The following is a 25,834-nucleotide window of genomic DNA, read 5'->3' as shown; positions in this document are numbered from 1 at the left end:
TCATGAAAGCCGAAGTGGCACAGCAGCGTTCGCTGCTGGAACTGGCGACGTTGGATGCCGAGCTGTCCCGCATCGCGCACCGCGCCGCCCATCTGCCGCAACGCGAGGCCTACGAGCGGGTGCACGGCGAGCACACCGCGGCCAGTGACCGACTGGCCGCGCTGCAGATTGCGATCGAGGACCTGGACGCCGAAGTGTCGCGTCTGGAATCGGAGATCGACGCGGTGCGCAAACGTGAAGACCGCGACCGCTCATTGCTCGCCTCCGGCGCCACCGACGTCAAGCAGCTTTCCGACCTGCAGCACGAGCTGGAGACTCTGCAGCGTCGTCAGGCCAGCCTGGAGGACACGCTGCTGGAAATCATGGAAAGCCGCGAAGAGTTACAGGCGCAGCAGGCCGCCGAGGCGATGACCATCGAGGGACTGCAGGCTGATCTGGCCGGCGCCCAGCAGGCCCTCGACGCGGCGGTGGCCGAGATCGACCAGACCCGCGGCGAACAGTCATCGCGGCGCGAAGTGTTGAAAGCGTCGCTGGACTCCGAGCTTTCGGCACTCTACGAACGGTTGCGGGCCGGGGGAGGACCGGGCGCCGGACCGCTGCAGGGACATCGGTGCGGCGCCTGCCGGATCGAGATCGGCCGCGGCGAATTGGCCCGCATCACGGCCGCCTCCGAAGACGAGGTGCTGCGCTGCCCGGAATGCGGTGCGATCCTGTTGCGAGTCAAAGGTTTTGAGCGATGAAGGTGGTCATCGAAGCGGACGGCGGATCGCGGGGCAACCCGGGGCCCGCCGGGTACGGCGCGGTGGTGTGGACCGCCGATCACCAGACGGTGCTGGCCGAGTCCAAGCACGCCATCGGCCGCGCGACCAACAACGTCGCCGAATACCGCGGTCTGATCGCCGGTTTGGACGACGCCGTGAAGATGGGTGCCACCGAAGCCTCGGTGCTGATGGACTCCAAGCTGGTGGTCGAACAGATGTCGGGGCGGTGGAAGGTCAAGCACCCCGACCTGGTGGAACTGCACGCCGAGGCGCGGTCGCTGGCGTCGCAGTTCCGCCGGATCAGCTACTCGTGGATTCCGCGGGAACAGAACGCCTACGCCGACCGGCTGGCCAACGACGCGATGGACGCCGCGGCCCAGACCGACCGTCGCGTCGACAAGGTCGCGGTGCCCGTTACCGAAGCGGCCCGCAAAGGTACGACGGAAACCCCCAACGAAATCACCACAGGACCGGGATGGACCGGTGCGCGCGGCGTCCCCACCCGGCTGCTGCTGTTGCGGCACGGGCAGACCGAGATGTCGGCGCAACGCCGCTATTCAGGACGCGGCAATCCACCGCTGAACGAAGTTGGTTGGCGTCAAGCGGGTTTGGCGGCGCGGTATCTCAGCCAGCGGCGCGGGATCGCCGCCGTCATCTCCTCGCCGCTGCAGCGCGCACATGACACCGCGACGACGGCGGCCAGGGCGCTGGGGGTGGAGGTCATCGTCGACAACGACCTCATCGAAACCGACTTCGGAGTCTGGGAGGGTCTGACCTTCACCGAGGCCGCCGAACGCGATCCCGAGTTGCACCGTCGGTGGCTCTACGACACCGGCACCGTCCCGCCGGGCGGGGAGAGCTTCGACGACGTGCTGCGGCGCGTCCGTCGGGGACGCGACCGCATCCTTGCCACCTATGGTGGCGAGAACGTGTTGGTGGTCTCCCATGTCACCCCCATCAAGTTGCTGCTGCGCATGGCGTTGGACGCGGGTTCGGGCATGTTGTACCGCATGCATCTGGACCTGGCGTCGTTGAGCATCGCCGAGTTCTACCCCGACGGCGCCTCTTCGGTGCGCCTGGTCAACCAAACGGCCTACCTGTAGTCGCCGAGCGTGTAGCCACTGTCAAAATCGAGCCCGTTTTTCGCAGTGACGACACGCTCGGCGAACCTGCCCGTGGTCCCCTTCGCCGAACGTGTAACCACTGCCAAATCCAGGCCGAAATTTCGCAACAGCGACACGCTCGGCGCTCACCACCACGCCATGTTGTCTTGACCACTTGACAATGGGGGCCCGTTTTTCGCAGTGGCGACACGCTCGGCGTGTTGAGAGCGGGTGGCGACAGCTGACACATTTCACGGCAAGGGAGTACCGTGTTCGTCGCGGACGAGTTGGCCGGGCGGCCGCGGCTCGTGCCTTGTGGTAGCGAGTCGAGGAAAGTCCGGACTTCACAGAGCAGGGTGATTGCTAACGGCAATCCGAGGCAACTCGCGGGAAAGTGCCACAGAGAACAGACCGCCATCCTCGCGATGGTAAGGGTGAAACGGTGCGGTAAGAGCGCACCAGCATCCCGGGTGACCGGAATGGCTAGGCAAACCCCACCCGAAGCAAGGCCAAGAAGGCCGCACCGAAAGTGCGGCTGCGCAGACGTTCGAGGGCTGCTCGCCCGAGTCTGCGGGTAGGCCGCTCGAGGCACCCGGCAACGGTGTGTCCAGATGGATGGTCGCCGCCGCGCCGCCGTTGGTTACCCCCGCGGCGGCGGGGAACAGAATCCGGCTTACAGGCCAACTCGTCCGCGCAGAATCACCCGCCGATCCTTCCGACATGATGGTGCTTATGACAGCGAGCGCTTCCGTGAGTCGGCCCGCCCGAACATCGATTGCCGTCGCGATGACGCTCGGACTGCTGGCCGCGCTGCTGGTGTCCAACCCCGGACGCGCATACGCGGCCGACGCCTCCTCGGCCGGTGACATCCTGTCGATCGGCGACCCGGCAGCGCCGGGCCAGATCGAGTTGTATCTGGATCCGCTGTGCCCCCACAGCGGGAAGATGATCCGCGAGCAGGGCAGCGAGATCGGTCGCCGCATCGAGGCCGGCCGTCTCCACGTCAATCTGCGATTCGTCGATTTCCTCGAAAAGTACTCGGCCAGCGGCACTTACGACAGCCGCGCGATCTACGCGTCCTACGTCGTCGCCGATCACTCACAGTCGAGCGACATCACCTGGCGGTTCATCGAGCAGATCTTCTCCGCCGATCAGCAACCGGAAGAAGAAGGTCCGACGGATCTGAGCAACGATCAACTCGCCGGCCTCGCCGAACGAGCCGGCGCGCCGCCGTCAGCGCAGGCAATGATCAAGCTCGGGTTGCCGGTCCCCTACGACCCGCGCTCCATCGCCGCGAACAACCTCGTGTTGCTGCGCGCTCTGCCCCATCCCGGCGTGCCCATGGTCGTCATCGACGGTGAATCGGTCGACGGCAACTCCAACTGGCTGGACCGACTCCCGCACTGAGCTCAGCCTAGTCCGACTAGACTAAGTCGACTAGGCTGGTCTTCATGGCGACGGTCAACATCCACGACGCGAAGACACATCTGTCGCAGCTGCTCACTCGCGTCGAAAACGGCGAGAAGATCACCATCGCGCGGGCCGGTAAACCAGTGGCCGATCTGGTGCCTCACTACCGTGCCGACATCGCCTTCGGCGGGCTCACCGGCCAATTCCGTTACGACACAGACCACTTCGATGACACCGACAGCGACCTCAACGCCTTGTTCGGCATCGAATGACCGGGCTCTTGCTGGACACTCACGTCCTGATCTGGCTTCTCGAAGACAACCCGCGGCTGGGAATCGGCGCGCGCGAACACATCACCGAAAGCCCGGCGGTTTTCGTCTCCGCCGCGTGCACCTGGGAGCTGGCCATCAAGTCGGCGCTCGGCAAGCTGACGCTGCCCGACCACCTCGACGAGGCGATCAGCCGCTCCGGACTACAGGACCTTGCCATCACGCGTCGCCACACCCTCGCCTGCGAGCTGACCGGGCTACCGCACCAGGATCCGTTCGACGCCATCCTGGTCGCCCAGGCGTCCGTGGAGCGGCTCACTTTGCTGACTGCCGACGCGAAACTCCTTACGGCGGTACCCGACGCGATCGACGCCAGGATCTGATGAGCCGCTCAGCGCCGGGCGCGCTTCACCGCCTGGTCCAGCTTGCGCAGCGCGGGGTCCAGCTGCGCGGTGCTGCTCTCGGCCAGATCGCTCTCCCGCTGATACAGCAGACCGTAGGTGAAGGTGTCTTCGCCAGCGGCGTGCGCGGCGTCGGCCTGGGCTAACAGGTGTTCCCGGCTGACCGCGCTGTCTTGATGGTCGCCGAGCAACGCCTGGATCGCCTTGGCCTGCGCGGCGACCTCGTCGTCCCCGGTGGCCGCGGCGGTATAGCGCAGCCGCTTGGCGCGCTTGCGGATGACATGCAGCGCCTCGTCCGCATCCTGGCCGGCGTCGTCTTCGGCTTTCTCCGCGGCTTCGGCCTTCTTCACCGCTTTGCGCACCCGCTTGTACGCCGCGTCGATGGTGACGGGCGCCGGTTCCTCGCCGAACGGGGTGACCGGCCGCTTGGCCACCAACGCGTCGAGCGCGTCGAGCAACCGGAAGTACCTCTTGGACCGCATCGCCACCAGCGAGCGCCGCAGCCCGATCTGGTAGCGGCGCCGGGCCCCCTCGACGAGACGCTCCCACACCGGACCGCGCACCAACGACTCATCGAAATCGTTGAGCGCCTGCTCGTACCGCTCACCGAGCACCTCGGCGTCACGTGCTACTCCCAGCACACCGGCGAGTTCGCGCAGTTCGTCGAGAACCCATGCGCCGTCGGCCAATCCGAACAATTCCTGGGAATCCTTGAGCAGACTGCGGATCTTGCGGGTGATCACCCGCATCTGGTGCACGGAGTCGTAGACGTCGTCACGCACGGCACGATCCCAGGCGACCAGCTCCTCGACGTGCTTGGCAACCGCCCTATGCACCGGATCGGAGGGCGGCGGGGCGCTGGCCGGTTGCGCAGTCTTGTCGAGCACCCGCGCCAGCTTCGACCCGTGCCCGGCCGGCGCTGCCCCGGCGTCCAGCAGCCGATTGCTCAGCCGGTGGAGTAGCTCGTGGTTCGCGGTCTGGTCGGCGGCCTCGTCGGTGTCGAGAATCTCAAGTTCCCATTCGTGCCAATGCTGCTCGTCGGGCTCAGTGTCGTCCGAGCCGTCGGAGCGTTCAGGGGCAGACCAGGCGGTGACGTGGTCGTCGCTGAACTCGGCCAGCGCCGCACCCTCGCCGTCGTAGAGGACTTGGCGTTCGCGTCGCGTGGTGATGCGCGCGACCGGCTCGACCGGACGGTCACGCACGATGGCCAGCACCACGTCCAGCAACTCGGGCGGCACCGTGTCGTCGTCGGATGAGTCCAACGAGGCGTGGATCTCGGTGCGTGAATCGGGTCCGGCGGGCAACTTCAGATGCCAGCCGGCGTCAGTTCCGCCGGTGCGGCGGCGCAGCGTGATCTTGTGGCGCGCCAAGTCCTGCGCCGGGGTGTCGAAGTAGACCGCATCCAGTTCCTGGACCGGCGACTTCTCCACCCGCGCCACCGCCGCGATGCCCTCGAAGGACGGCGACACCGTCGACTCCACCACGTCGAACTTGCGCTCGACCTCCAGATGTCGCGCCGACTTGGGCGCTTTACCGGGCATTTGTTCTCCAGTAAGAGGATCGGGGCGGGACGGGCAACCATAGAGTGCCACACCGGGGTTACGCGGCAGGTTAGCGTGGGTGCCATGACTGAGCAGTCGTGGAACGTCGTGATCGGCGAAGCCGACGAGCAGAGCACGGGCGTGCCGCCGGTGCCGACCACTGTGTACGAAGGCGACGAGGCCGGTGCGCGCGCTGCCTACGACGAGTTCACCGCGAAAGCGGAGGCATCGGGATACCGCTATGTGATGCTGCGCAACATCGGCGAAGTCGTCGACCTGTGGGGCACTCCGCCCGCCGTCGGGTAACCGCGCCTAGAAGCAGTGCTCTTCCGCCGGGAACGTGCCGCTGGCCACCTCTTCGGCGTATTGCGTTGCGGCGCGCCGTAATTCGCCACCGACGTCGGCGAATCGCTTGACGAAGCGCACGGCCTTGCCGACGCTCATGCCGGCCATGTCCTGCCACACCAGCACCTGGCCGTCGCAGTTGGGACCGGCGCCGATCCCGACGGTCGGGATGGTCAGCTTGCCGGTGATCTGGGTGGCCAACTCCGCCGGCACCATCTCCATCACCACGGCGAACGCGCCGGCCTCGGCGACGGCGATCGCGTCGGCGACGGTCTGTTCGGCGGCGTCACCGCGGCCCTGGACCTTGAACCCGCCCAGGGTGTTGACGCTTTGCGGGGTGAAACCGATGTGCGCCATCACCGGGATGCCGGCGGCGGTCAGGCACGCGATCTGCTCGGCGACCCGCTCACCGCCCTCGAGTTTGACGGCGTGCGCGCCGCCCTCCTTCATGAACCGGGTGGCCGAGGCCAGTGCCGCCGCCGGGCCGGCCTCGTAGCTGCCGAACGGTAGGTCGGCGACGACCAGGGCGTGCGGGGCGCCGCGCACCACACCGCGGACCAGTGGGATCAGTTCGTCGATCGAGATCGGCACCGTGGTGTCGTAGCCGTACACGACGTTGGCGGCGGAGTCGCCGACCAGCAGCACCGGGATGCCGGCCTCGTCGAAAATCCGGGCGGTGGAGTAGTCGTAGGCCGTGAGCATGCCCCAGCGGTGGCCTTCGGACTTCCATTTCTGCAGGTGAACGGTGCGAATCTTGGGCCGGGGCGCCGAAGCGGCGGCAGCGTTCGAACCGTAGACGTTCTCAGACATCGTTGTCCTAAAAGGTGGTCGGGTCGATCCTCGTGGCCCAGATCAGGGTCCCCGGGTTCGTCTGACCCTGCCATTCTGCCATCTGGGACCTGCGGATGCACCGACCGGAGCGTGTGAGAAGCGCCATCGCGCGAGCTGCGTGCACCGCCGGTACCACCGCGCGAGGATGCACACATCGCCAACGCCAGCGGAGTGTCGCGGTACACCTGCGCACGTTCGCGGGGCAGAAGGCGAGCCCCGCAATTGGCCGCTGACCAGGACCGTGGATGCCCTCTGGCAGCATGGGGAGCCATGTGCCTGAGTCGCCGCGCCCATCTCGCGCGCCTGCTGCTGGTCTGGACCGCTCTGGCCACCGCGGTGCTGACTCTGGCCGGCTGCGTCCACGTGGTCGCCGGGCGCGCACGCATGGCGGAGCCGCGGTTGGGCCAGCCGGTGGTGTGGACACCGTGCCGTAGCTCCAATCCCGCGGCCAAGATCCCCGGCAACGCGATGTGCGGGAAGCTCGCCGTGCCCGTCGACTACGCCCACCCCGACGGTGAGGTGGCGGCGCTGGGCCTGATTCGCTTCCCGGCGACCGGGGACAGGATCGGCTCGCTGGTGATCAATCCCGGTGGGCCCGGGGAGTCAGGCATCGAGGCCGCGCTGGGCATCTTCCAGACACTGCCCAAACGGGTCCACGAACGATTCGACCTGGTGGGCTTCGACCCTCGGGGCGTAGCGGGATCGCGGCCCGCGATCTGGTGCAACTCCGACGCCGACAACGACCGGCTCCGGGCCGAGCCCCAGGTCGACTACAGCCAGGCCGGCGTGGAACGCATGGAGAACGAGACCAAACAGTTCGTGCAGCGCTGCGTGGACAAGATGGGCAAGGGCTTTCTGGCCAACGTCGGGACGGTCGATGTGGCCAAGGACCTCGACGCGATCCGCAAAGCGCTGGGTGACGCCAAACTGACCTACCTCGGCTATTCCTATGGCACCCGGATCGGCGCGGCCTACGCCGAGGCGTTCCCGCAGAATGTGCGGGCGATGATCTTGGACGGCGCCGTGGACCCCAACGCCGACCCGATCGAGGCGGATCTGCGCCAGGCCAAGGGCTTTCAAGATGCGTTCGACGACTTCGCCGCCGACTGCGCCAAGGATGCGGGCTGCCCGCTGGGCAACGACCCGGCCAAGGCCGTGGACGTCTACCACGATCTGGTGAACCCGCTGATCGATCCGGACAACCTGACCGTGAGTAGGCCGGCGAAGACGAAAGACCCACGCGGACTGAGCTACAGCGACGCCATCGTCGGCACCATCATGGCGCTGTATTCGCCCAACCTGTGGCACCACCTCAACGACGGCCTGACCGAACTGGCCGACGAACACCGCGGCGACACCATGCTGGCGTTGGCCGACATGTACATGCGTCGCGACTCACACGGTCACTACAACAACTCGACGGACGCGCGGGTGGCCATCAATTGCGTCGACCAACCGCCGATCACCGACCGCGCCAAGATCGTCGAAGAAGATCGCCGCGCCCGCGAGCTCGCTCCGTTCATGAGCTACGGGAAGTTCACCGGCTTCGCGCCGCTGGGCACCTGCGCGTTCTGGCCGGTGCCCCCGACCAGCCGGCCGCACCCCGTCTCGGCCCCCGGGCTGCCGCCGACCATCGTCGTGTCGACCACCCACGACCCGGCCACGCCCTACCAGGCCGGAGTCGACCTGGCCGCGCAGCTCAAAGGCGCGCTGCTGACCTTCAACGGGACCCAGCACACGGTGGTGTTCCAGGGCGACAACTGCGTCGACGACCACGTCACCGCCTACCTGATCAACGGCACCACACCACCGAGCGGCGCGACCTGCTGAGTCCTCTCCCGACCCCGCGAGCGTGAATCGCGCGACGGTACAGCGGTGTGTCGCGTCGTGTGATTCCCACTCGGCACAAGGCCGACAAGTGATCAAGGCGTGACCATTCCGCGTCCTGCCGCGGTATCCGAAGGTGAGACGATTTCGGCCATGTTGCGCCTGAGAACGGTGAGCTCGGCGCTGTTGTCGTTCGGACTGGTGTGCTGCGGACAGTCGGTCGCCGGCGCGACTCCCGAGCCCGACAGCGGGCAGACCCCGGTCCCGGCGGCGCCCGCCGCGACGCCACAACAGAGCTGGGGCTCCTGCCGCGACCTCGTCGGAGACACCACCGACATACCCACCGCGCAGTGCGCCACGGTGGCGGTGCCCGTCGACTACGACAAACCGGCCGGGGCGCAAGCGAAACTGGCGGTGATTCGAATCCCGGCTTCCGGGCAGCGGATCGGATCGCTGTTGGTCAACCCGGGCGGGCCCGGCGCGTCCGCGGTGGACATGGTCGCCGGCATGGCGCCCAACCTTCAAGACACCGACATCGCCCGGCATTTCGACCTGGTCGGATTCGACCCGCGCGGGGTGGGCCACTCGACGCCGGAACTGCGCTGCCGCACCGACGCCGAGTTCGACGCCTACCGGCGTGATCCGATGGTGGACTACAGTCCCGCCGGAGTCGCGCACATCGAGCAGCTGTACCGGGAAATCGCCCAGCACTGCGCAGACCGGCTGGGTCAGGCATTCCTGGCCAACATCGGCACGGCGTCGGCCGCGCGCGACATGGACCTGGTGCGTCAGGCGCTGGGCGACGAGCAGATCAACTATCTCGGCTACAGCTACGGGACCCAACTGGGCACCGCCTATATCGAAAGGTTCGCACCGCACGTGCGGGCGATGGTGCTCGACGGCGCCATCGACCCGATGATCGGCCCGATCGACCAGACCGTCAACCAGATGGCGGGCTTTCAGACCGCGTTCAACGACTACGCCGCGGACTGCGCGAAGTCGACCGCCTGCCCGTTGGGCACCGATCCAGCCCAATGGGTGAGCCGCTACCACGCTCTGATCGACCCGCTCGTCGCCAAGCCGGGCAAGACTTCGGATCCGCGTGGGTTGAGCTACGCCGACGCGACCACCGGCACCATCAACGCGCTCTACACGCCCCAGCACTGGAAGTATCTGACCAGCGGCCTGCTGGGACTGCAGCGCGGCACCGACGCGGGAGACCTGCTGCTGCTGGCCGACGACTACAACGGCCGGGACAAGCAGGGGCACTACGACAACGGCCAGGATGCGTTCAACGCGATCCGATGTGTCGACGCGCCGACACCGACCGACGCCGCGTCCTGGGTCTCGGCCGATCGGCGCCTCCGCGAGGTGGCCCCCTTTTTGAGCTACGGCCAGTTCACCGGTGCCGCTCCCCGCGACATCTGCGCGTTGTGGCCGGTGCCGGCGACCTCCACGCCGCACACTGCGGCACCGGCCCCGCCGGGCAAGGTCGTCGTCGTCTCGACCACGCACGACCCGGCCACCCCCTACCAGGCCGGCGTCGACCTGGCCCGGCAATTGGGCGGCACACTGATCACCTACGACGGAACCCAGCACACCGCGGTGTTCGACGGCAACAATTGCGTGGACGCGGCCGTGGTCCGCTACTTCCTCGATCTGACGCTGCCGCCACCCAATTTGCGCTGCCAGGGATGAGCACCGCAACGCGTCTGGCGAGGCATCGGTAACACGGATTTAACAGAGCATGCCTAGGGTGCGGGTATGGATCGGCAGAAGGAGTTCGTCCTCCGCACGCTGGAAGAGCGCGACATCCGTTTCGTCCGGCTGTGGTTCACCGACGTGCTCGGGTATCTCAAGTCGGTTGCGATAGCGCCGGCCGAACTCGAAGGGGCCTTCGAAGAAGGCATCGGCTTCGACGGATCGTCGATCGAAGGCTTCGCCCGGGTGTCGGAATCCGACACGGTCGCGCACCCCGACCCGTCGACCTTCCAGGTGCTGCCGTGGGCCGACAAAACCGACCACTACCACTCGGCCCGGATGTTCTGCGACATCACCATGCCGGACGGCTCGCCGTCCTGGGCGGACCCGCGCCACGTGCTGCGGCGCCAGTTGCAGAAGGCCAACGACCTCGGGTTCTCCTGCTACGTGCACCCCGAGATCGAGTTCTTCCTGCTGCAGCCCGGTCCGGAGGACGGGTCGGAGCCGGTGCCTATCGACAACGCCGGATACTTCGACCAGGCGGTGCACGAGTCCGCGTCGAAGTTCCGTCGCCACGCGATCGACGCGCTGGAATTCATGGGCATCTCGGTGGAATTCAGCCATCACGAAGGTGCGCCCGGACAGCAGGAGATCGACCTGCGGTTCGCCGATGCGCTGTCGATGGCCGACAACGTGATGACCTTCCGCTACGTCATCAAAGAGGTGGCGCTGGACGAAGGCGTGCGCGCGTCGTTCATGCCCAAGCCGTTCGGACAGCACGCGGGTTCGGCGATGCACACCCACATGAGCCTGTTCGAAGGCGACGTGAACGCTTTCCACAGTGACGACGACCCGCTGCAACTGTCCGAAGTCGGAAAGTCCTTCATCGCCGGGATACTCGAACACGCCTCGGAGATCAGCGCCGTCACCAACCAGTGGGTGAACTCCTACAAGCGGCTGGTGCACGGCGGTGAGGCGCCGACCGCGGCGTCCTGGGGCGCGGCCAACCGCTCCGCGCTGGTGCGGGTTCCGATGTACACCCCGCACAAGACGTCGTCGCGGCGGGTCGAGGTGCGCAGCCCCGACTCGGCGTGCAACCCCTACCTGACGTTTGCGGTGCTGCTGGCCGCCGGACTGCGCGGCGTGGAGAAGGGTTACGTGCTGGGCCCGCAGGCCGAGGACAACGTCTGGGACCTCACACCCGAGGAACGCCGCACCATGGGCTACCGCGAACTGCCGTCCAGTCTGGACAACGCGTTGCGTGCCATGGAATCCTCCGAGCTGGTCGCGGAGGCGTTGGGGGAGCACGTATTTGACTTCTTCTTGCGCAACAAGCGCGCGGAGTGGGCCAACTACCGCAGCCACGTCACGCCGTTCGAGCTGCGCTCCTACCTGTCGCTGTAGCTGATCGGCGACCGACAGGCCCACTGCGCTACCGTCATTGTCGTGGGCGCCACTCCTCATCGCTTCGCCCTGCATTGTCGTCGGCGCGTGTCGTGACCAAGCCGACGACGCAGCGACCCAAGCTGCCCAGCGTCGGCCGCCTCGGACTGGTGGACCCGCGAGCCGGTGCCCAGCTGTCCCAACTGGGGTGGGACCGCCACGACGACCAGGCGCACGTCGATCTGCTCTGGTCGTTGTCCCGCGCGCCGGACGCCGACGCCGCGTTGCGTGCGCTGATCCGGCTCTCGGAGAATCCCGACGCCGACTGGGACGAACTGAACGCGGCACTGCTGACCGAGCTCGGCCTGCGCGGTCGGTTGTTCGCGGTGCTGGGTTCCTCACTGGCGCTGGGAGATCATCTGATCGCCAACGCGCAGTCGTGGAAACTGTTGCGGGGCAAGGTCGAACTGCCGTCCCGCGCCGAGTTGCGCGCGTCGTTCCTGGAATGCGCCGAGGAATCCTCGGGCGCGCCCGGTACGGTCGTGCACCGGTTGCGGGCGAAGTACCGCGATCAGCTGTTGGTGCTGGCCGCGCTGGATTTGGCCGCGACGGTGGAGGACGAGCCGGTGCTGCCGTTCACCACGGTCGCCGCGCAGCTCTCCGACACTGCCGACGCCGCCCTGGCGGCCGCGTTGCGCGTCGCCGAGAATGCGGTGTGCGGCGATCGCGCATCACCGCGACTGGCCGTCATCGCGATGGGCAAATGCGGTGCGCGCGAACTGAATTACGTCAGCGATGTGGACGTGATCTTCGTCGGCGAGCGTGCCGACCCGATCAGCAACCGCGTCGCCGGGGAGATGATGCGGCTGGCGTCGGAGGCGTTCTTCGAAGTCGACGCGGGGCTACGCCCGGAGGGTCGCAGCGGTGAGCTGGTCCGGACGCTGGAGTCGCACGTCGCGTACTACCAGCGTTGGGCCAAGACCTGGGAGTTCCAGGCGTTGATGAAAGCCCGGCCCGCGGCCGGGGACCCCGAACTCGGCGAGCGATACCTCGAAGCGTTGATGCCGATGGTGTGGACCGCCTGCGAGCGCGAGGATTTCGTGCCCGAGGTGCAGGCCATGCGGCGCCGGGTGGAACAGCTGGTGCCCGCCGACATCCGCGGCCGTGAGCTCAAACTGGGCAGCGGCGGGTTGCGTGACGTGGAGTTCGCCGCGCAGCTGCTGCAGTTGGTGCACGGCCGCAGCGACGACTCGCTGCACGTCGCCTCCACGGTGGACGCGCTCACGGCGTTGGGTGAGGGCGGCTACATCGGGCGCGAGGATACGGCGAACATGATCGCCTCCTACGAGTTCCTGCGACTGCTCGAGCACCGGTTGCAACTGCAGCGGCTCAAGCGCACCCACCTGCTGCCCGAGTCCGACGACGACGAGGCGGTGCGCTGGCTGGCCCGCGCGGCGCACATCCGCCCCGACGGACGCCACGACGCGGCCGGGGTGTTGCGCGAGGAACTCAAGCACCAGAACGTCCGGGTCTCCCGGCTGCACGCCAAGTTGTTCTATCAGCCGCTGCTGGAGTCCGTCGGCCCGGCCGGACTGGAGATCGCCGGCGGCCGCATGACCCCGGAGGCCGCGGCGCGTCAATTGGGCGCGCTGGGCTACGAGGCGCCGCAGATCGCGCTGAAGCACATGTCGGCGCTGGTCAACCTCAGCGGCCGGCGCGGCCGGGTGCAGTCGGTGCTGATGCCGCGACTGCTGGACTGGCTGTCCTACGCGCCCGACCCCGACGGCGGGCTGCTGGCCTACCGCAAACTCAGCGAGGCGCTGGCCGCCCAGACGTGGTACCTGGCGACGCTGCGCGACAAACCGACCGTGGGCCGGCGTCTGATGCATGTGCTCGGCACGTCGGCGTTCGTGCCCGACCTGTTGATGCGCGCACCGGAGGTCATCCAGTCCTACGGGGACGGCGCGTCCGGGCCCAAGCTGCTCGAGACCGAGCCGGTGGCGGTGGCGCGCGCGCTGGTCGCCTCGGCGGGACGCTACAGCGACCCGGCGCGTGCCGTCAGCTCCGCGCGGACGCTGCGCCGTCGCGAGCTGGCCCGCATCGGCTCGGCGGACCTGTTCGGGATGCTCGAAGTCCGGGAGGTGTGCGCAGCGCTGACCTCGATCTGGGTCGCCGTGCTGCAGGCCGCGCTCAATGCGGTGGTGCGCGCCAACCTGCCCGAGGACGGGCGCGCGCCGGCGGCGCTTGCGGTCATCGGGATGGGTCGGCTGGGTGGCGCGGAGCTGGGCTACGGCTCGGATGCCGACGTGATGTTCGTCTGCGAGCCGACCGAGGGCGTGCCGGACTCCCAGGCGGTGAAGTGGGCGACGACGGTCGCCGAGCAGGTCCGCAAGCATTTGGGGACACCCAGCGTGGATCCGCCGCTGGAGGTCGACGCCAACCTGCGGCCGGAGGGCCGCAACGGCCCGCTGGTGCGCACCCTGGCCTCGTACGAGGCCTACTACGCGCAGTGGGCGCAGCCGTGGGAGGTGCAGGCCTTGCTGCGCGCGCACGCGGTGGCCGGCGACCCGGAGCTGGGCAGACGGTTCCTGCTGATGATCGACAAGACTCGCTATCCCGCGCACGGGGTGTCGGCCGAGACGGTGCACGAGATCCGCCGGATCAAGGCGCGCGTGGAGTCCGAGCGGTTGCCGCGCGGCGCCGACCCGAACACCCACACCAAGCTGGGCCGCGGCGGCCTGGCCGACATCGAGTGGACCGTGCAGCTGCTGCAGCTGCAGCACGCCCACGAGATCGAAGCCCTGCACAACACTTCGACGTTGCAGTCGCTGGACGTGATCGCCGAGACCGGTCTGGTCGACCACGACGAGGTCGACCTGTTGCGGCAGGCGTGGCTGACCGCCACCGCCGCCCGCAACGCGCTGGTGCTGGTCCGGGGCAAGCCCACCGACCAGCTGCCCGGACCGGGACGTCAGCTCAACGCCGTGGCGGTCGCCGCCGGGTGGCACAACGACGACGGCGGAGAGTTCTTGGACAACTATCTTCGGGTGACGCGACGGGCGAAAGCGGTGGTGCGCAAGGTGTTCGGCAGTTGAGTCAGGAGATGGGGGCGCTGGGCGGCGTCGACTTCGAGGAGTTGAGCGCCGCGGAGGCGGGCCGGGTGACCGCCTTGTATGCGCCGCTGGCGCAGGCCGTCCGGGAACTCCTGGACGCGACCATCCGCACCGAGGCAGACGACGACGCCGTCGCTGCGGCGACGGCCACGATCGCGGAGGTCACCGAGTCGCTGCGGCAACGAACCCGGCCCGGCAGGGTCAGCTACCGCGTCGGCGACCGTCCCCTGCCGTTGGGCAATGCCGTTGTGGGCGTGTGCAATCCGATCGCGCCACCGATCGTCGTGCAGCACGAAGGCGGTGGGAGGTGCTGGTCCGAATTCGTCCTCGGCTGCGCCTACGAGGGTCCACCCACACTGGTGCACGGCGGTGTCAGCGCGTTGGTGCTCGACCACATGCTCGGAGAGGCGGCCAGCGAGGGACTCTCCAAGCCGCGCTTCACCGGGACCATCACGGTGAAGTATCTGCGCGGCACTCCGCTGGGGCCGCTGCGTTGCGACGCCTGGATCGAGCGCAAAGAGGGCGTCAAAGTGTTTGCGCGGGGCACCATTTCGGATGCCGCGGGTGTCACGGTCGAAGCCGACGGTGTCTTCATCGAGCCTTCTTGGGTGAGGAACGGGCAGTGACGTTCTACGTCAGCAGCGCGTTCCTGAACACCCCGCAGATCATCGAAATAGCCAAGGCCGCAGACGAACTCGGCTACGACGGCATCGGCATCCCCGACCACGTCGTCAACCTGGAGACGCTGGAGACCCCGTACCCGTACACCAAGGACGGGCAACGACGCTGGCAGCCGTTCACCGACTGGCCCGATCCCTGGGTTCTCATCGGTGCGCTCGCACAGGTCACCACGCGGCTGAAATTCGTCAACACGGTCTACATCCCGGCGATGCGCAATCCCTATTCGGCGGCCAAAGCCATTGGCACCGCGGCCGTTTTGGCCTCCGGCCGGGTGGAGTTGGGTATCGGCGTGGGCTGGTGCCGCGAAGAGTTCACGCTGATGGGGGAGCAGTTCGAGGCGCGCGGCAAACGCACCGACGAGATGATCGAGTTGATGCGGGCGTTGTGGCAACCGGGCTGGACCGAATTCGAGGGCCGGTTCTACCAGGCGCCGCGCCTGGAGATGCAGCCGACGCCGCCGCCGATACCGGTGTACGTCGGCGGCCTCAGCGACATCGCGCTGCGCCGTGCCGCCCGCCACGACGGTTGGATCGGGGATCTGATCAAGACCGAGCGTGCCGTGGAAGCCGTCGTCCGGCTGCGCCAGCTGCGGACCGAAAACGGTTTGTCCATGGACGGTTTCACGGTCCTGACCCCGCTGACCGACGCGTTCACCGCCGCCGACTACCGGCGCGCCGAGGAGGCCGGCATCACCGGCATCATCACCATGCCGTGGATGTTCTACAGCGGCCCGGATGCGTCGCTGTCGGACAAGATCGACGGCATGCGGCGCTTCCGCAAGGATCTGGGTCTCGACGGGTGATGATCATCGGGCGCCGCCCGAAGCTCTGAGGTGTCGGTCACCTGACCTGAACGGCGGTCTCGAGACTGACTTCGGCGATATCGGAATGGCTCCGGCCGCCGGTGGCGCCCAGAGTGCTTATCCAAACCAACACGAATGTCGTTGGCGCGGAGGCGGTTACCGGAATGACGTTGTGGCCGGGATGCACGGCGGTGGGGGGACTGAGTTCGGCGGTGTCGGAGAGCTTCGCGGGCGTTGCCGTCGCCGATGACCGGATCTGTATCACGGTGCCGGTGCTGTTCAGGTCGACGGTGACATTGCTGAGCGATGTCGGTTGCGGAAGCTGCAGAAGCAGTCCCACACCGTCTTTGAACCTGGGGAACGGCTGCGGGTCGAAGTAGGTGTCGGTCGACCAGGCGGTGCCGGGGTTGCCGTCGATCGCCAGGCCTGCGGAATCCGGGCTGTCCGGCGCACCGCCGGGGGAGAACACCACTGCCTGAAGCGGTTTGAGCGGTCCCGGGCCGGCTGCCACCAGAGTCGGCACGGGCGAGGGCTGGGACGTCTGGGTCGCCTGGAGCCCCAGCTTGTGCCCGTCCATCGCGACGTCGGTGTCCAAGACGCCCACCACCCGGCTGAGTGTGGTGGCGAAGCTGAGCAACAGCACCAGGACGATCGCCGCCGCCGTCCCGAGGCACGTCTTGACGAGCTGACGGCGCGCGTGTTCGGCCCGCTCGGCCGGCCCGAAATTGCGGAAGCCGGCATAGCTACCCGGGGCGGGTACCGCAAGCAGCTCCTGAGTCGTGGCGGGATCCGCGGCGTGTTTGGCTTCGGCACTGGCTTCGCGCAGCAACGTCGTGAGTGTCTTGGCGCTGCGGATACCCTCTCCGTCACGAACCAGGCCGGCGGCGGTGGACGAGATGAGGAACGGAACACGCGGGTCGAAGGCTGCGGGTTCCTTGATGCGACCTTCGGCATCCAGTTCGGCGTGACGCCAATCCTGGCTCACGCCTTCGGTTTTGGAGGGCCAGCGGTTGACCAGCAGGGCATACATGACCGCACCGATGCCGCGGAGGTCGTCACGTGCGGTCGCGTCCGGCATCGTCGCCGGAAAGGCCAACGCGGCACTCCCGTCCCTACTGACCCGGATCCGAGCCGGATGGTCGATGGACAACATCAATCCAGCCCGATGCGCGGCGTCCGCGGCTTCGGCAAGAGATGACACGGCATCGGCGACGCGGGTGGGCGACAGGCCGATATCGGCTACCTCTCTCAAGGTGGCACCGCGTAGCCATGCGGAGACCACCACCCCGCCGCAGTAGTCGCGACCCACGTCGATCACCGTTGCCAGGTGGGGCGAGTCGATACCCCGCAGACTCGCGGTGCGGGCAAGGATCGCATCGACAGCCGCTTTGGGCAGGGCATTCTCCGGATCGACGATCGTGACCGCCAGATGTTGCCCGGTGACCGTGTCGGCGGCTTGCCAAAATTGCAGATGCGGCGACTCGCCGTAGAACAGCATCAACCGGATCCGGCCGCTTGCGATGGTGGCGCCCGCGACCAGGGGGTTCCGCTCTCCACTGGGCGAACGCGGTTCGGTCCACAGATAGGAGATCCGTGTCGTCGCCTCCGGCGCAAAGGGCTGGCTGCCGGTCATCGCTTCGTCTCGTTCCCGCAAGGCATCGATCGCATCGCCCGGGACGCGAACCGATGCTGTGAATGGTTGCTCATTCACATAGCCGCGCCTGTGCCGTCCCAAACCCCTACGCGGCTGCTCGCCGATTGCCTCGTTGCCGCCGACCGCGACCGACAAAGACGAAACCACCCTTGCCGCAACGGATTGCGGCGCGGGTGGCTTCGTCGAAAAAGGGGTCCAGCAGGGGGTGATACGGGTTACACGTCGTAGTACAGCGCGAACTCGTACGGGGTCGGCCGGATCTGGACCGGCAGGATCTCGTTCTCCCGCTTGAAGTTGATCCACGTCTCGATCAGGTCCGTCGTGAACACCCCACCCTCGGTGAGGTACTCGTGGTCCTCCTCGAGCCGGTCGATCACCGCCGACAGCTGGGTCGGAGCCTGCGGGATGTTGGCGGCCTCCTCCGGCGGCAGCTCGTAGAGGTCCTTGTCGACCGGCGCCTGCGGCTCGATCTTGTTCTTGATGCCGTCCAGGCCGGCCATCAGCATGGCCGAGAACGCCAGGTACGGGTTGCCCGACGAGTCGGGGCAGCGGAACTCCAGCCGCTTGGCCTTCGGGTTGCTGCCGGTGATCGGGATGCGGACACACGCCGAGCGGTTGCGCTGGCTGTACACCAGGTTGATCGGGGCTTCGTAGCCCGGCACCAGGCGCTTGTAGGAGTTCACCGTCGGGTTGGTGAACGCCAACAGCGACGGCGCGTGGTGCAGCAGACCGCCGATGTAGTGGCGTGCGGTGTCCGACAGGCCGGCGTACCCGGTCTCGTCGTACATCAGCGGGGTGCCGTCCTTCCACAGCGACTGGTGGGTGTGCATGCCCGAACCGTTGTCACCGAACAGCGGCTTGGGCATGAACGTGACGGTCTTGCCGTTCTGCCACGCGGTGTTCTTGACGATGTACTTGTACAGCTGCATGTCGTCGGCGGCGTGCAGCAGCGTGTTGAACTTGTAGTTGATCTCGGCCTGACCGCCGGTGCCGACCTCGTGGTGGCCCTTCTCCAGGCTGAACCCGGCGTTGATCAGGTTGGTGAGCATCTTGTCGCGCAGGTCGACGTAGTGGTCGACGGGCGCCACCGGGAAGTACCCACCCTTGGGGCGGACCTTGTACCCGCGGTTGGGGCTGCCGTCGGCCTCGTTCGGGGCGCCGGTGTTCCACCAGCCCGAGATAGCGTCCACCTCGTAGAACGAACCGTTGGTGCGTGAGTCGAAGCTCACCGAGTCGAAGATGTAGAACTCGGCCTCGGCGCCGAAGTAGGCGGTGTCGGCGATGCCGGTGCTGATCAGATAGTTCTCGGCCTTGCGGGCGACGTTACGGGGATCGCGGGAATAGGGCTCGAGGGTGAACGGGTCGTGCACGAAGAAGTTCAGGTTCAGCGTCTTGGCTTCGCGGAACTGGTCGATCTTCGCCGTGACGGGGTCCGGGAGCAGCAGCATGTCGGACTCGTGGATCGACTGGAAACCGCGGATGGACGAGCCGTCGAAGGCCAGGCCGTCCTCGAACACGCTCTCGTCGAAGAACGAAATCGGGATCGTGAAGTGCTGCATGATTCCCGGCAGGTCGCAGAAACGGACGTCGACAAACTCGACGTTTTCGTCTTTGGCAAGTTTGAAGACGTCGTCGGGCGTCTTATCCGTCACAGAAGGCTCCTTTTACTCGGTGATTCGCGGCCGACGCTAGGGACGTGTTGTTACAAGTCCGTCAACCCCGTATTGCGCGGGCGTTACGTACCACGGCACCGCAGCAGAGCTCGGGCAAGTCCGGAGCCCTATTGTTGAAGCCATGGCCCGCAAGATCGTAACCGGTCACGTGTCAGTGCGGCACTGCGCTGTACCGGCACCCGGACATGTGGTGACCGGACGAACACGGTGACGCAGGAATCGACTGCCGGTTATCCGGGTCAGGCGCTGGGCTTGCCGCAGTCCGGGTCGGGTTCGCTGGCCCCGATGGGGCGCCGGTTGCTGGCCCTGCTGGTCGACTGGCTGATCGCGGGCGGGCTTGCGCTGCTGGCTCTGACGCTCGGTGCGATTCCGGACACGGTCTTGTCCACGATGCAGTTGGTCGTCTGGCTGGTGCTGGGTGCGGTGTCGGTGCGACTGTTCGGTGTCAGTCCCGGTCAGCTGGTGCTGGGACTGCAAGTGGCGGCCGTGGACGGTCGGCTGCCGATCGGCATCGGACGGTCCTTGGCACGTGGCGTGCTGATCTTCCTGGTGGTCCCACCGCTGTTCACCGATGCCGACGGGCGGGGGCTGCAGGACAGGCTGACCAACACCGCGATACTGCGACGCTGACGGGCGCGGGCTATTTGCGGCGCACGGTGCGCTGGACGCCGCGCATCTTGCCCGAGTTCGGCAGCGGCCCCTTCGGCAGCATGCCGGTCCCGGCCCGCGATCCCAGCGCGGCCAACCGCGACTCCAATGAGTCCATCTGCTTGGCGGAGATGTTGGCCGGCAGCCGGGTCAGGTGGCGCTCCAGCTTGGCCAGCGGAATCTCGCCCTCGCCGTTGCCGACGATGATGTCGTAGATCGGAATGTCGCCCACGATGCGCGCCGTGCGCTTCTTCTCCTGCGCCAGCAGCGGCTTGACGCGGCCCGTCGACCCTTCCCCGACGAAGATGACACCCGGCCGGCCGATCACCCGGTGTACCGCGTCGAAATGACCGGTCTGCGCCACCCCGGGGGTCACCCGCCATTTCCCGCGCATGTTGTCCAGCACCCATGCCGCCGCCCCGGCCTGGCCCTCGGCTTGGCGGTAGATGCTCTTCTGGGCGCGGCGTCCGAAGATGATGAACGCCACCAGCGCGCCCAGCACCAGGCCGAACACCGGCATCATGATTGCGGTGAGACCGCCGGCCCAAATCCCGACCCCCACCGACGTGCCGGCGATCAGCACGAAAGCGACGATCATGTACGGCAACAGCCGCTTGTCCTGCTTGCGCTGGATGTTGAACGCCTGCCACAGCTGCTTGCGACGGTCTCTGGACGCCGCCTTGCGGGCGGCCGTCGCCTCGGCCTTGGCGGCCTTGTTCTCGGCAACAGTTCGGGGTTTGGCCATAGTCACCAAGGATACGTACGCGCCGGTTAGCCGGGCGTCGAGGTGCGCGCGGTGCGGGCCTGTTCGTAGAGCCGCCCGGCCCGATACGAAGAGCGCACCAGCGGCCCGGCCAACACGCCGGCGAAGCCCAACCCCTCGGCGTATTGCGCGAAGCCGACGAACTCCTCGGGAGTGACCCACCGTTCGACGGGATGGTGTCGGGCCGACGGGCGCAGGTACTGGGTGATGGTGACGATGTCGCAACCCGCCGCGTGCAGATCGGCCAGCGCGATGCGCACCTCGTCGGGAGTTTCGCCCAGGCCGAGGATGAGATTGCTCTTGGTGACCAGGCCGGCCTCGCGCGCCGCGCCCAGAACGTCCAGGCTGCGCTGGTAAGTGAACGCCGGCCGGATCCGCTTGAAGATGCGTGGCACGGTTTCGACGTTGTGCGCCAACACTTCTGGATTTGATTCGAAGACCTCGGCGAGCCGGGCGGGTTCGCCGTTGAAGTCGGGGACCAGCAGTTCGACACCGGTGTCGGGGTTCAGCTCCTTGATGGCGCGCACCGTCTGCGCATACAGCCAGGCCCCGCCGTCGGGCAGGTCGTCGCGGGCGACTCCGGTGACGGTGGCATACCGCAACCCCATGGTCTGGACGCTCTCGGCGACCCGGCGGGGTTCGTCGCGGTCGAGGTCGGCGGGCTTTCCGGTGTCGATCTGACAGAAGTCGCACCGGCGGGTGCACTGGTCGCCGCCGATCAGGAAGGTGGCTTCCCGGTCCTCCCAGCATTCGAAGATGTTGGGGCAGCCGGCTTCCTCGCAGACCGTGTGCAGACCCTCGCGCCGGACCAGGCTCTTGAGCTCGGTGTACTCCGGCCCCATCCGGACCCGCGTCTTGATCCACGGCGGTTTGCGCTCGATGGGTGTCTGGGCGTTGCGCACCTCCAGACGCAGCAATTTGCGGCCTTCGGGTGCGACAGTCACGACGTCGATGTTACGCGGGTGATGTCGTGTTCCCGGACCGGAAGCAGCCCGTCGAGTGCGGCGCAGACGGCGTCGGCGACGGCGCCGCGTACCTCCTCGACGGTGACCGTGCGCTGCAGTTCGGCAGACAACGACGTCACGCCGGCGTCGCTGATGCCGCACGGCACGATCGCGGTGAACGCAGCCAGGTCGCAGTCGCAGTTGAGCGCGAACCCGTGCAGCGTCGTCGCGCGTGCCACCCGGACCCCGATGGCGGCGACTTTGCGCGCCGGCCGGCCGGGGATCCACACCCCCGAGCGTCCTTCGACCCGCCCGGCTTCCACCCCGACCTCGCGGCACACCCGGATGAGGGCTTCTTCCAGACGCCGCACGTAATTCACCACGTCCAGCGGCTCGGCCAGCCCGATGACCGGGTAGCCGACCAGCTGGCCGGGGCCATGCCAGGTGATCTTGCCGCCGCGATCGGTGTCCACGACGGGAGTGCCGTCCAGCGGGCGTTCCTGCGGTTCGGTGCGACGTCCGGCGGTGTAGACGGCGGGGTGTTCCAGCAGTAACAGCGTGTCGGCGCCACCGGCGACCCGGGAGTCGGCCAACTCGCGCTGCAGCTGCCAGGCGGCACCGTAGTCGACGCTGCCCAGCTGGCGGATGTCGATCGCGCTGGTGGCGGCGCGGATCGACTCCGTCACCTTGGTCACGAACGCCACGCTACCGGCCGGAACCGCCCGAGCGTCACGGCGCGGCGTCGGCTTTGGTCACTGTCGCGTTCAGTGTGAATCGTGGGCGTTCAGTGTGAATCGTGGGCTTCGCGAGTGAAGCCTGGGCGGAATCGCGCCGATTTTCCCACCGTGGGTTCACTCCGAAAGCCGTCATTTCACAACCAACGCCGAGGATTCACGCTCAAGGCCGTGGACCGGCTCGAGCAAGCTGCCGCGTGAACCGTGCCTGTGAAAGTTTCGTGGCATGTTGCAAGAAAGCCCCGCCGAACCTTGCTCAGACGCGCGCTAATCCCCGTCGCGGCGGGCGGTGGCGTAATGCAGCGCCTCACCGATCGTGTTGTGGTGGAACTGAAAACCGGCCCGCTCCAAGGCCGTCGGAATGGCCCGCTGACCGGTGAGCAGTCCCTCGTCGGCGAATTCACCGAGGGCCGCGCGCACCGCGAAGCCGGGCAGCACCAACGGAGTCGGGCGGTTGATCGCGCGCCCGAACGCGGTGGTGAACTCGGCGTTGGTGACGGGCGCGGGCCCGGTCATGTTGACCGGGCCGGACAACGTGGGGTGCGAGATGGCGAACAGCAGGGCGCGCACCTGGTCTTCGAGGCTGATCCAGGACATGTACTGGCGGCCGCTGCCGAGCCGGGCGCCCAGACCGATCGAGAACACCGGCCGCATCATCCGCAGCGCGCCGCCCGACGGAGCGACCACCACGCCGGTGCGGGCCAACACCACCCGGGTGCCCTCGTACTGGGCCGGCAGCGTGGCCGCTTCCCAATCCACACACAGCTGAGCCAGGAATCCCCTTCCGGCCGGGGCGTTTTCGTCGACCACGCGGTCCTTGGTGTCGCCGTAGTAGCCGACCGCGCTGGCGTTGATCAGGGTGCCCACGCCCGCGTCGGCGACGGCGGCGGCCAGCACTTCGGTCGGTGCGATCCGGCTGTCCCGCAGGCTCTGCTTGAACGCTCCCGACCACCGCCGCTGGCCGACGTTGACGCCACACAGGTTGACCACCACGTCGACGTCGACGAGGGCGTCGGGGTCGAACTCGCCGCCCTCTGGATCCCAGTGCAGCTCTTCGGAATTGGCCGGCGCACGCCGCACGATCCGCAGCACGTCATGGTCGGCCGCGCGCAGCGCCGCGCGCAACGCCGAGCCGATCAACCCAGATGAACCCGCTATGGCGACAACGGCTTTGGCCACAGTACGGAAGCTTCCCTACAGTCCTAGATCGGCCTCGAAGGCACCCTCTTCGAGCCGGTGCTTGACGGTGGTGAGGAAGCGCCCGGCGTCGGCACCGTCGATGAGGCGATGATCGTAGGTCAGCGGCAGATAACTGATCGAGCGGACCCCGATCGACTCGTTGCCCAGGTCGTCGACGATCACCCGGGGCCGCTTGACGATGGCGCCGGTGCCCAGCATGGCGGCCTGCGGCGGCACCAGGATCGGGGTGTCGAACAGCGCGCCCTGGCTGCCGATGTTGGTGATGGTGAACGTGCCCCCGGAAAGCTCGTCGGGCTTGAGTTTGTTCGAGCGTGCCCGGGAGGCGATGTCGGCGATGGCGCGGGCCAGCCCGGCCAGCGACAGGTCGCCGGCGTTGTGGATGACGGGGGAGAGCAGCCCCTGCTCGGTGTCGACGGCGAACCCGAGGTGCTCGGCGTCGTAGTAGGTGATCTCCTTGCTCTCTTCGTTGTAGCTGGCGTTGACGTTGGGGTGTGCCTTGAGGGCGTCGATGACCGCGCGTGCGATGAACGGCAGATAGGTCAGGTTCACGCCCTCGCGTTCGGCGAACGCCGCTTTGGCCCGCGCGCGCAGCGCCACGATCCTGGTCATGTCGACCTCGTGGGTCTGGGTGAGCTGGGCCGTGAGTTGCAGTGATTCGCGGGTCTTCTTGGCGGTGATCTGACGGATCCGGCTGGCCTTCTGCGTGGTGCCGCGCAGGTGCGCCAACGAGGACGTCGCGGCGGCAGGGGCTTTCTTCTCCGGCGCGGCTGTGGGCGCTTCGGCGGCGGGCGCGTCTTTCTTCGCTGTCTTCTTCTCGGCAAGCGCCAGCACATCCTGTTTGCGGATGCGGCCGCCCACGCCCGTGCCGGTCACCTCGGACAGGTCGATGTTGTTCTCCGAAGCCAACTTTCGCACTAACGGAGTGACATACGGGGTGCCGTCCGATTCGGTGGGCTCTTTGTGAGTCGACGCGGGTTCGGCCTTGAGCGGCTCGTTGGCCTTTCCCTTGGGTTCCGCTTGGGATTCGTCCTCCGGCTCTTTTTTCGGTTCCTTTTTGGGCTCTTTTTTCGGCTCTTCCTTGGCTTCTTCTTCTTTGGCCTCTTCCGGGGGCGCTTGCTGGGCGTCTTCCTCGGACTCGGGCTCTTTCTTCTGCTTCGGCTCGGACTCTTTCTTCGCCTCTTCCTTGGGCTCGGACTTCTTGGGTTTCGAGCCCGAGTCCTTGCTGCCGACGCGCGCCAACTCACCGCCGACCTCAACGACGTCGTCCTCTTCGGCGGTGATGCTGACCAGGACACCGGCCACCGGCGACGGGATCTCGGTGTCGACCTTGTCGGTGGACACCTCCACCAGCGGGTCGTCGACCTGCACCGAGTCGCCGACGCTCTTCAGCCAGCGCGTCACGGTGCCTTCGGTGACCGACTCGCCGAGTTCGGGCATCAACACCGGGGTCGAATCCCCGTCGCCGGAATCCTCACCGGATTCGTCTTTCGCCGGCTCGGGCTCGGGCTCGTCGTCGTCCTGCGCAGGCTCTTCCTCTTCGGCAACCGATTCCTGCTGGGCGGGCGCGCTGTCCTCGTCGTCGCCGTCGTCGGTGTCGTCTTGGGTGTCGGCGCTGTCTTGGGTGTCGTCGCTGTCGTCGCTGTCGGTGTCATCCTCGGAGTCACCGATGACGGCAAGCTCGCCGCCGACCTCGACCGTGTCGTCTTCCTGGGCGATGATCTTGGTCAGCACGCCCGCGGCCGGCGACGGGATCTCGGTGTCGACCTTGTCGGTCGAGACCTCGACCAGGGGCTCGTCGACCTCGACCGTGTCGCCTTCCTGCTTGAGCCAGCGGGTCACGGTTCCCTCGGTGACGCTTTCACCAAGTGCCGGCATCTCAACGGAGAAGGCCATCTTTGTTGACTCCTCGATCGGTCGTCGGTCGGCACAGCTCGACCTCTGGCTTACCACATGGTCGTGCACCGGGTACGAAACCCGCGTGGATGTCAAAACTCATCCTGTCACGTGCGGTCGTCGCAGCACATGCAGGGCGCGTGACTGATCCACCGAC

22 protein-coding genes and 1 other RNA gene are annotated in these 25,834 nt (G+C 67.3%); 14 read left to right on the top strand and 9 right to left on the bottom strand.

What is annotated here, in order from left to right:
• Nucleotides 1–2: 2 nt before the first annotated feature.
• The 6 genes from AC5Y4D_RS11745 (at nt 3) to AC5Y4D_RS11720 (ending at nt 3,926) form a co-directional block, all read left to right on the top strand.
• The gene (locus AC5Y4D_RS11745; RefSeq protein ID WP_499945691.1) at nt 3–740 is read left to right on the top strand and encodes a zinc ribbon domain-containing protein; all 738 of its coding nucleotides are present in this window, start codon (nt 3–5) and stop codon (nt 738–740) included.
• Nucleotides 737–1,864, top strand: coding sequence for a bifunctional RNase H/acid phosphatase (locus AC5Y4D_RS11740; protein WP_499945692.1), 1,128 nt, complete (start codon nt 737–739; stop codon nt 1,862–1,864). Before AC5Y4D_RS11745 ends, AC5Y4D_RS11740 begins: the two co-directional genes overlap by 4 nt.
• Nucleotides 1,865–2,147: 283 nt before the next feature.
• Nucleotides 2,148–2,556, top strand: an RNA gene (rnpB, locus tag AC5Y4D_RS11735) — RNase P RNA component class A.
• 94 nt (nt 2,557–2,650) lie between these two features.
• Nucleotides 2,651–3,271 (top strand): DsbA family protein, encoded by a 621-nt coding sequence (locus AC5Y4D_RS11730; RefSeq protein WP_500037264.1) that lies wholly within the window; start codon nt 2,651–2,653, stop codon nt 3,269–3,271.
• A gap of 44 nt (nt 3,272–3,315) precedes the next feature.
• Nucleotides 3,316–3,546, top strand: a complete 231-nt coding sequence (locus AC5Y4D_RS11725; RefSeq protein WP_500037208.1) for a type II toxin-antitoxin system Phd/YefM family antitoxin — start codon at nt 3,316–3,318, stop codon at nt 3,544–3,546.
• On the top strand, nt 3,543–3,926 hold the full coding sequence (locus AC5Y4D_RS11720) for a type II toxin-antitoxin system VapC family toxin (RefSeq protein WP_500037207.1): 384 nt from the start codon (nt 3,543–3,545) through the stop codon (nt 3,924–3,926). The genes AC5Y4D_RS11725 and AC5Y4D_RS11720 overlap by 4 nt, the downstream gene beginning before the upstream one ends.
• A gap of 8 nt (nt 3,927–3,934) precedes the next feature.
• Here the strand turns inward: AC5Y4D_RS11720 and AC5Y4D_RS11715 are convergent, their stop codons facing one another.
• Nucleotides 3,935–5,485, bottom strand: coding sequence for a CYTH and CHAD domain-containing protein (locus AC5Y4D_RS11715; RefSeq protein WP_500037206.1), 1,551 nt, complete (start codon nt 5,483–5,485; stop codon nt 3,935–3,937).
• An 84-nt stretch (nt 5,486–5,569) separates the two neighbouring features.
• Here AC5Y4D_RS11715 and AC5Y4D_RS11710 point away from each other — a divergent pair, with 84 nt between their 5' ends.
• Complete coding sequence (locus AC5Y4D_RS11710) at nt 5,570–5,791, top strand: hypothetical protein (RefSeq protein WP_499945696.1); 222 nt, start codon at nt 5,570–5,572, stop codon at nt 5,789–5,791.
• A 6-nt stretch (nt 5,792–5,797) separates the two neighbouring features.
• On the opposite strand, the gene panB is transcribed toward AC5Y4D_RS11710, so the two are convergent.
• The gene (panB, locus tag AC5Y4D_RS11705) at nt 5,798–6,640 is read right to left on the bottom strand and encodes a 3-methyl-2-oxobutanoate hydroxymethyltransferase (RefSeq protein ID WP_500037205.1); all 843 of its coding nucleotides are present in this window, start codon (nt 6,638–6,640) and stop codon (nt 5,798–5,800) included.
• Nucleotides 6,641–6,931: 291 nt separating this feature from the next.
• On the opposite strand from panB, the gene AC5Y4D_RS11700 reads away from it, so the two are divergent.
• From AC5Y4D_RS11700 to AC5Y4D_RS11675, 6 genes are all read left to right on the top strand, one after another.
• Nucleotides 6,932–8,491, top strand: coding sequence for an alpha/beta hydrolase (locus tag AC5Y4D_RS11700; RefSeq protein ID WP_500037204.1), 1,560 nt, complete (start codon nt 6,932–6,934; stop codon nt 8,489–8,491).
• Nucleotides 8,492–8,632: 141 nt separating this feature from the next.
• Nucleotides 8,633–10,186: an alpha/beta hydrolase gene (locus AC5Y4D_RS11695; protein ID WP_499945755.1), complete on the top strand. Its 1,554-nt coding sequence runs from the start codon at nt 8,633–8,635 to the stop codon at nt 10,184–10,186.
• 66 nt (nt 10,187–10,252) lie between these two features.
• Nucleotides 10,253–11,593, top strand: a complete 1,341-nt coding sequence (gene glnA, locus AC5Y4D_RS11690; protein WP_499945700.1) for a type I glutamate--ammonia ligase — start codon at nt 10,253–10,255, stop codon at nt 11,591–11,593.
• A 74-nt stretch (nt 11,594–11,667) separates the two neighbouring features.
• On the top strand, nt 11,668–14,667 hold the full coding sequence (locus AC5Y4D_RS11685) for a bifunctional [glutamine synthetase] adenylyltransferase/[glutamine synthetase]-adenylyl-L-tyrosine phosphorylase (RefSeq protein WP_500037203.1): 3,000 nt from the start codon (nt 11,668–11,670) through the stop codon (nt 14,665–14,667).
• On the top strand, nt 14,664–15,311 hold the full coding sequence (locus AC5Y4D_RS11680) for a PaaI family thioesterase (RefSeq protein ID WP_500037202.1): 648 nt from the start codon (nt 14,664–14,666) through the stop codon (nt 15,309–15,311). The genes AC5Y4D_RS11685 and AC5Y4D_RS11680 overlap by 4 nt, the downstream gene beginning before the upstream one ends.
• Entirely contained in the window at nt 15,308–16,168 is an 861-nt protein-coding gene (locus AC5Y4D_RS11675) for a TIGR03619 family F420-dependent LLM class oxidoreductase (RefSeq protein ID WP_500037201.1), read from the top strand. Before AC5Y4D_RS11680 ends, AC5Y4D_RS11675 begins: the two co-directional genes overlap by 4 nt.
• Before the next feature lie 37 nt (nt 16,169–16,205).
• Here AC5Y4D_RS11675 and AC5Y4D_RS11670 read toward each other — a convergent pair whose 3' ends face one another.
• Together AC5Y4D_RS11670 and glnA (AC5Y4D_RS11665) are read right to left on the bottom strand one after the other, a co-directional pair.
• Nucleotides 16,206–17,801: a protein kinase family protein gene (locus tag AC5Y4D_RS11670; protein ID WP_500037200.1), complete on the bottom strand. Its 1,596-nt coding sequence runs from the start codon at nt 17,799–17,801 to the stop codon at nt 16,206–16,208.
• Nucleotides 17,802–18,037: 236 nt separating this feature from the next.
• Nucleotides 18,038–19,474: a type I glutamate--ammonia ligase gene (gene glnA, locus AC5Y4D_RS11665; RefSeq protein ID WP_499945707.1), complete on the bottom strand. Its 1,437-nt coding sequence runs from the start codon at nt 19,472–19,474 to the stop codon at nt 18,038–18,040.
• 228 nt (nt 19,475–19,702) lie between these two features.
• Here glnA (AC5Y4D_RS11665) and AC5Y4D_RS11660 point away from each other — a divergent pair, with 228 nt between their 5' ends.
• A complete protein-coding gene (locus AC5Y4D_RS11660; RefSeq protein WP_499945709.1) occupies nt 19,703–20,125 on the top strand; it encodes an RDD family protein in 423 nt (140 codons plus the stop codon).
• A gap of 10 nt (nt 20,126–20,135) precedes the next feature.
• On the opposite strand, the gene AC5Y4D_RS11655 is transcribed toward AC5Y4D_RS11660, so the two are convergent.
• The 5 genes from AC5Y4D_RS11655 to sucB all read right to left on the bottom strand — a co-directional run bounded on the left by AC5Y4D_RS11655 (nt 20,136) and on the right by sucB (nt 25,677).
• Entirely contained in the window at nt 20,136–20,888 is a 753-nt protein-coding gene (locus AC5Y4D_RS11655) for a DUF4191 domain-containing protein (RefSeq protein ID WP_499945710.1), read from the bottom strand.
• Between the two features lie 26 nt (nt 20,889–20,914).
• Nucleotides 20,915–21,850: a lipoyl synthase gene (gene lipA, locus AC5Y4D_RS11650; RefSeq protein ID WP_500037199.1), complete on the bottom strand. Its 936-nt coding sequence runs from the start codon at nt 21,848–21,850 to the stop codon at nt 20,915–20,917.
• Nucleotides 21,847–22,536, bottom strand: a complete 690-nt coding sequence (lipB, locus tag AC5Y4D_RS11645) for a lipoyl(octanoyl) transferase LipB (protein WP_500037263.1) — start codon at nt 22,534–22,536, stop codon at nt 21,847–21,849. Before lipB ends, lipA begins: the two co-directional genes overlap by 4 nt.
• 315 nt (nt 22,537–22,851) lie before the next feature.
• Nucleotides 22,852–23,763, bottom strand: coding sequence for a TIGR01777 family oxidoreductase (locus AC5Y4D_RS11640; protein WP_499945714.1), 912 nt, complete (start codon nt 23,761–23,763; stop codon nt 22,852–22,854).
• 15 nt (nt 23,764–23,778) lie between these two features.
• Complete coding sequence (gene sucB / locus AC5Y4D_RS11635; protein ID WP_500037198.1) at nt 23,779–25,677, bottom strand: 2-oxoglutarate dehydrogenase, E2 component, dihydrolipoamide succinyltransferase; 1,899 nt, start codon at nt 25,675–25,677, stop codon at nt 23,779–23,781.
• Nucleotides 25,678–25,834: the final 157 nt, after the last annotated feature.

This window comes from Mycobacterium sp. NGS67, from assembly GCF_059812185.1.
This window is presented reverse-complemented; position numbering and strand designations above follow the sequence as displayed.

Excerpts from the sequence above, each read along its gene's own strand:
- AC5Y4D_RS11745 (WP_499945691.1), top strand. The coding sequence starts at position 3 with ATGAAAGCCGAAGTGGCACAGCAGCGTTCGCTGCTGGAACTGGCGACG.
- AC5Y4D_RS11740 (WP_499945692.1), top strand. The coding sequence starts at position 737 with ATGAAGGTGGTCATCGAAGCGGACGGCGGATCGCGGGGCAACCCGGGG.
- AC5Y4D_RS11730 (WP_500037264.1), top strand. The coding sequence starts at position 2,651 with ATGACGCTCGGACTGCTGGCCGCGCTGCTGGTGTCCAACCCCGGACGC.
- AC5Y4D_RS11725 (WP_500037208.1), top strand. The coding sequence starts at position 3,316 with ATGGCGACGGTCAACATCCACGACGCGAAGACACATCTGTCGCAGCTG.
- AC5Y4D_RS11720 (WP_500037207.1), top strand. The coding sequence starts at position 3,543 with ATGACCGGGCTCTTGCTGGACACTCACGTCCTGATCTGGCTTCTCGAA.
- AC5Y4D_RS11715 (WP_500037206.1), bottom strand. The coding sequence starts at position 5,485 with ATGCCCGGTAAAGCGCCCAAGTCGGCGCGACATCTGGAGGTCGAGCGC.
- AC5Y4D_RS11710 (WP_499945696.1), top strand. The coding sequence starts at position 5,570 with ATGACTGAGCAGTCGTGGAACGTCGTGATCGGCGAAGCCGACGAGCAG.
- panB (WP_500037205.1), bottom strand. The coding sequence starts at position 6,640 with ATGTCTGAGAACGTCTACGGTTCGAACGCTGCCGCCGCTTCGGCGCCC.
- AC5Y4D_RS11700 (WP_500037204.1), top strand. The coding sequence starts at position 6,932 with ATGTGCCTGAGTCGCCGCGCCCATCTCGCGCGCCTGCTGCTGGTCTGG.
- glnA (WP_499945700.1), top strand. The coding sequence starts at position 10,253 with ATGGATCGGCAGAAGGAGTTCGTCCTCCGCACGCTGGAAGAGCGCGAC.
- AC5Y4D_RS11670 (WP_500037200.1), bottom strand. The coding sequence starts at position 17,801 with ATGACCGGCAGCCAGCCCTTTGCGCCGGAGGCGACGACACGGATCTCC.
- AC5Y4D_RS11655 (WP_499945710.1), bottom strand. The coding sequence starts at position 20,888 with ATGGCCAAACCCCGAACTGTTGCCGAGAACAAGGCCGCCAAGGCCGAG.
- sucB (WP_500037198.1), bottom strand. The coding sequence starts at position 25,677 with ATGGCCTTCTCCGTTGAGATGCCGGCACTTGGTGAAAGCGTCACCGAG.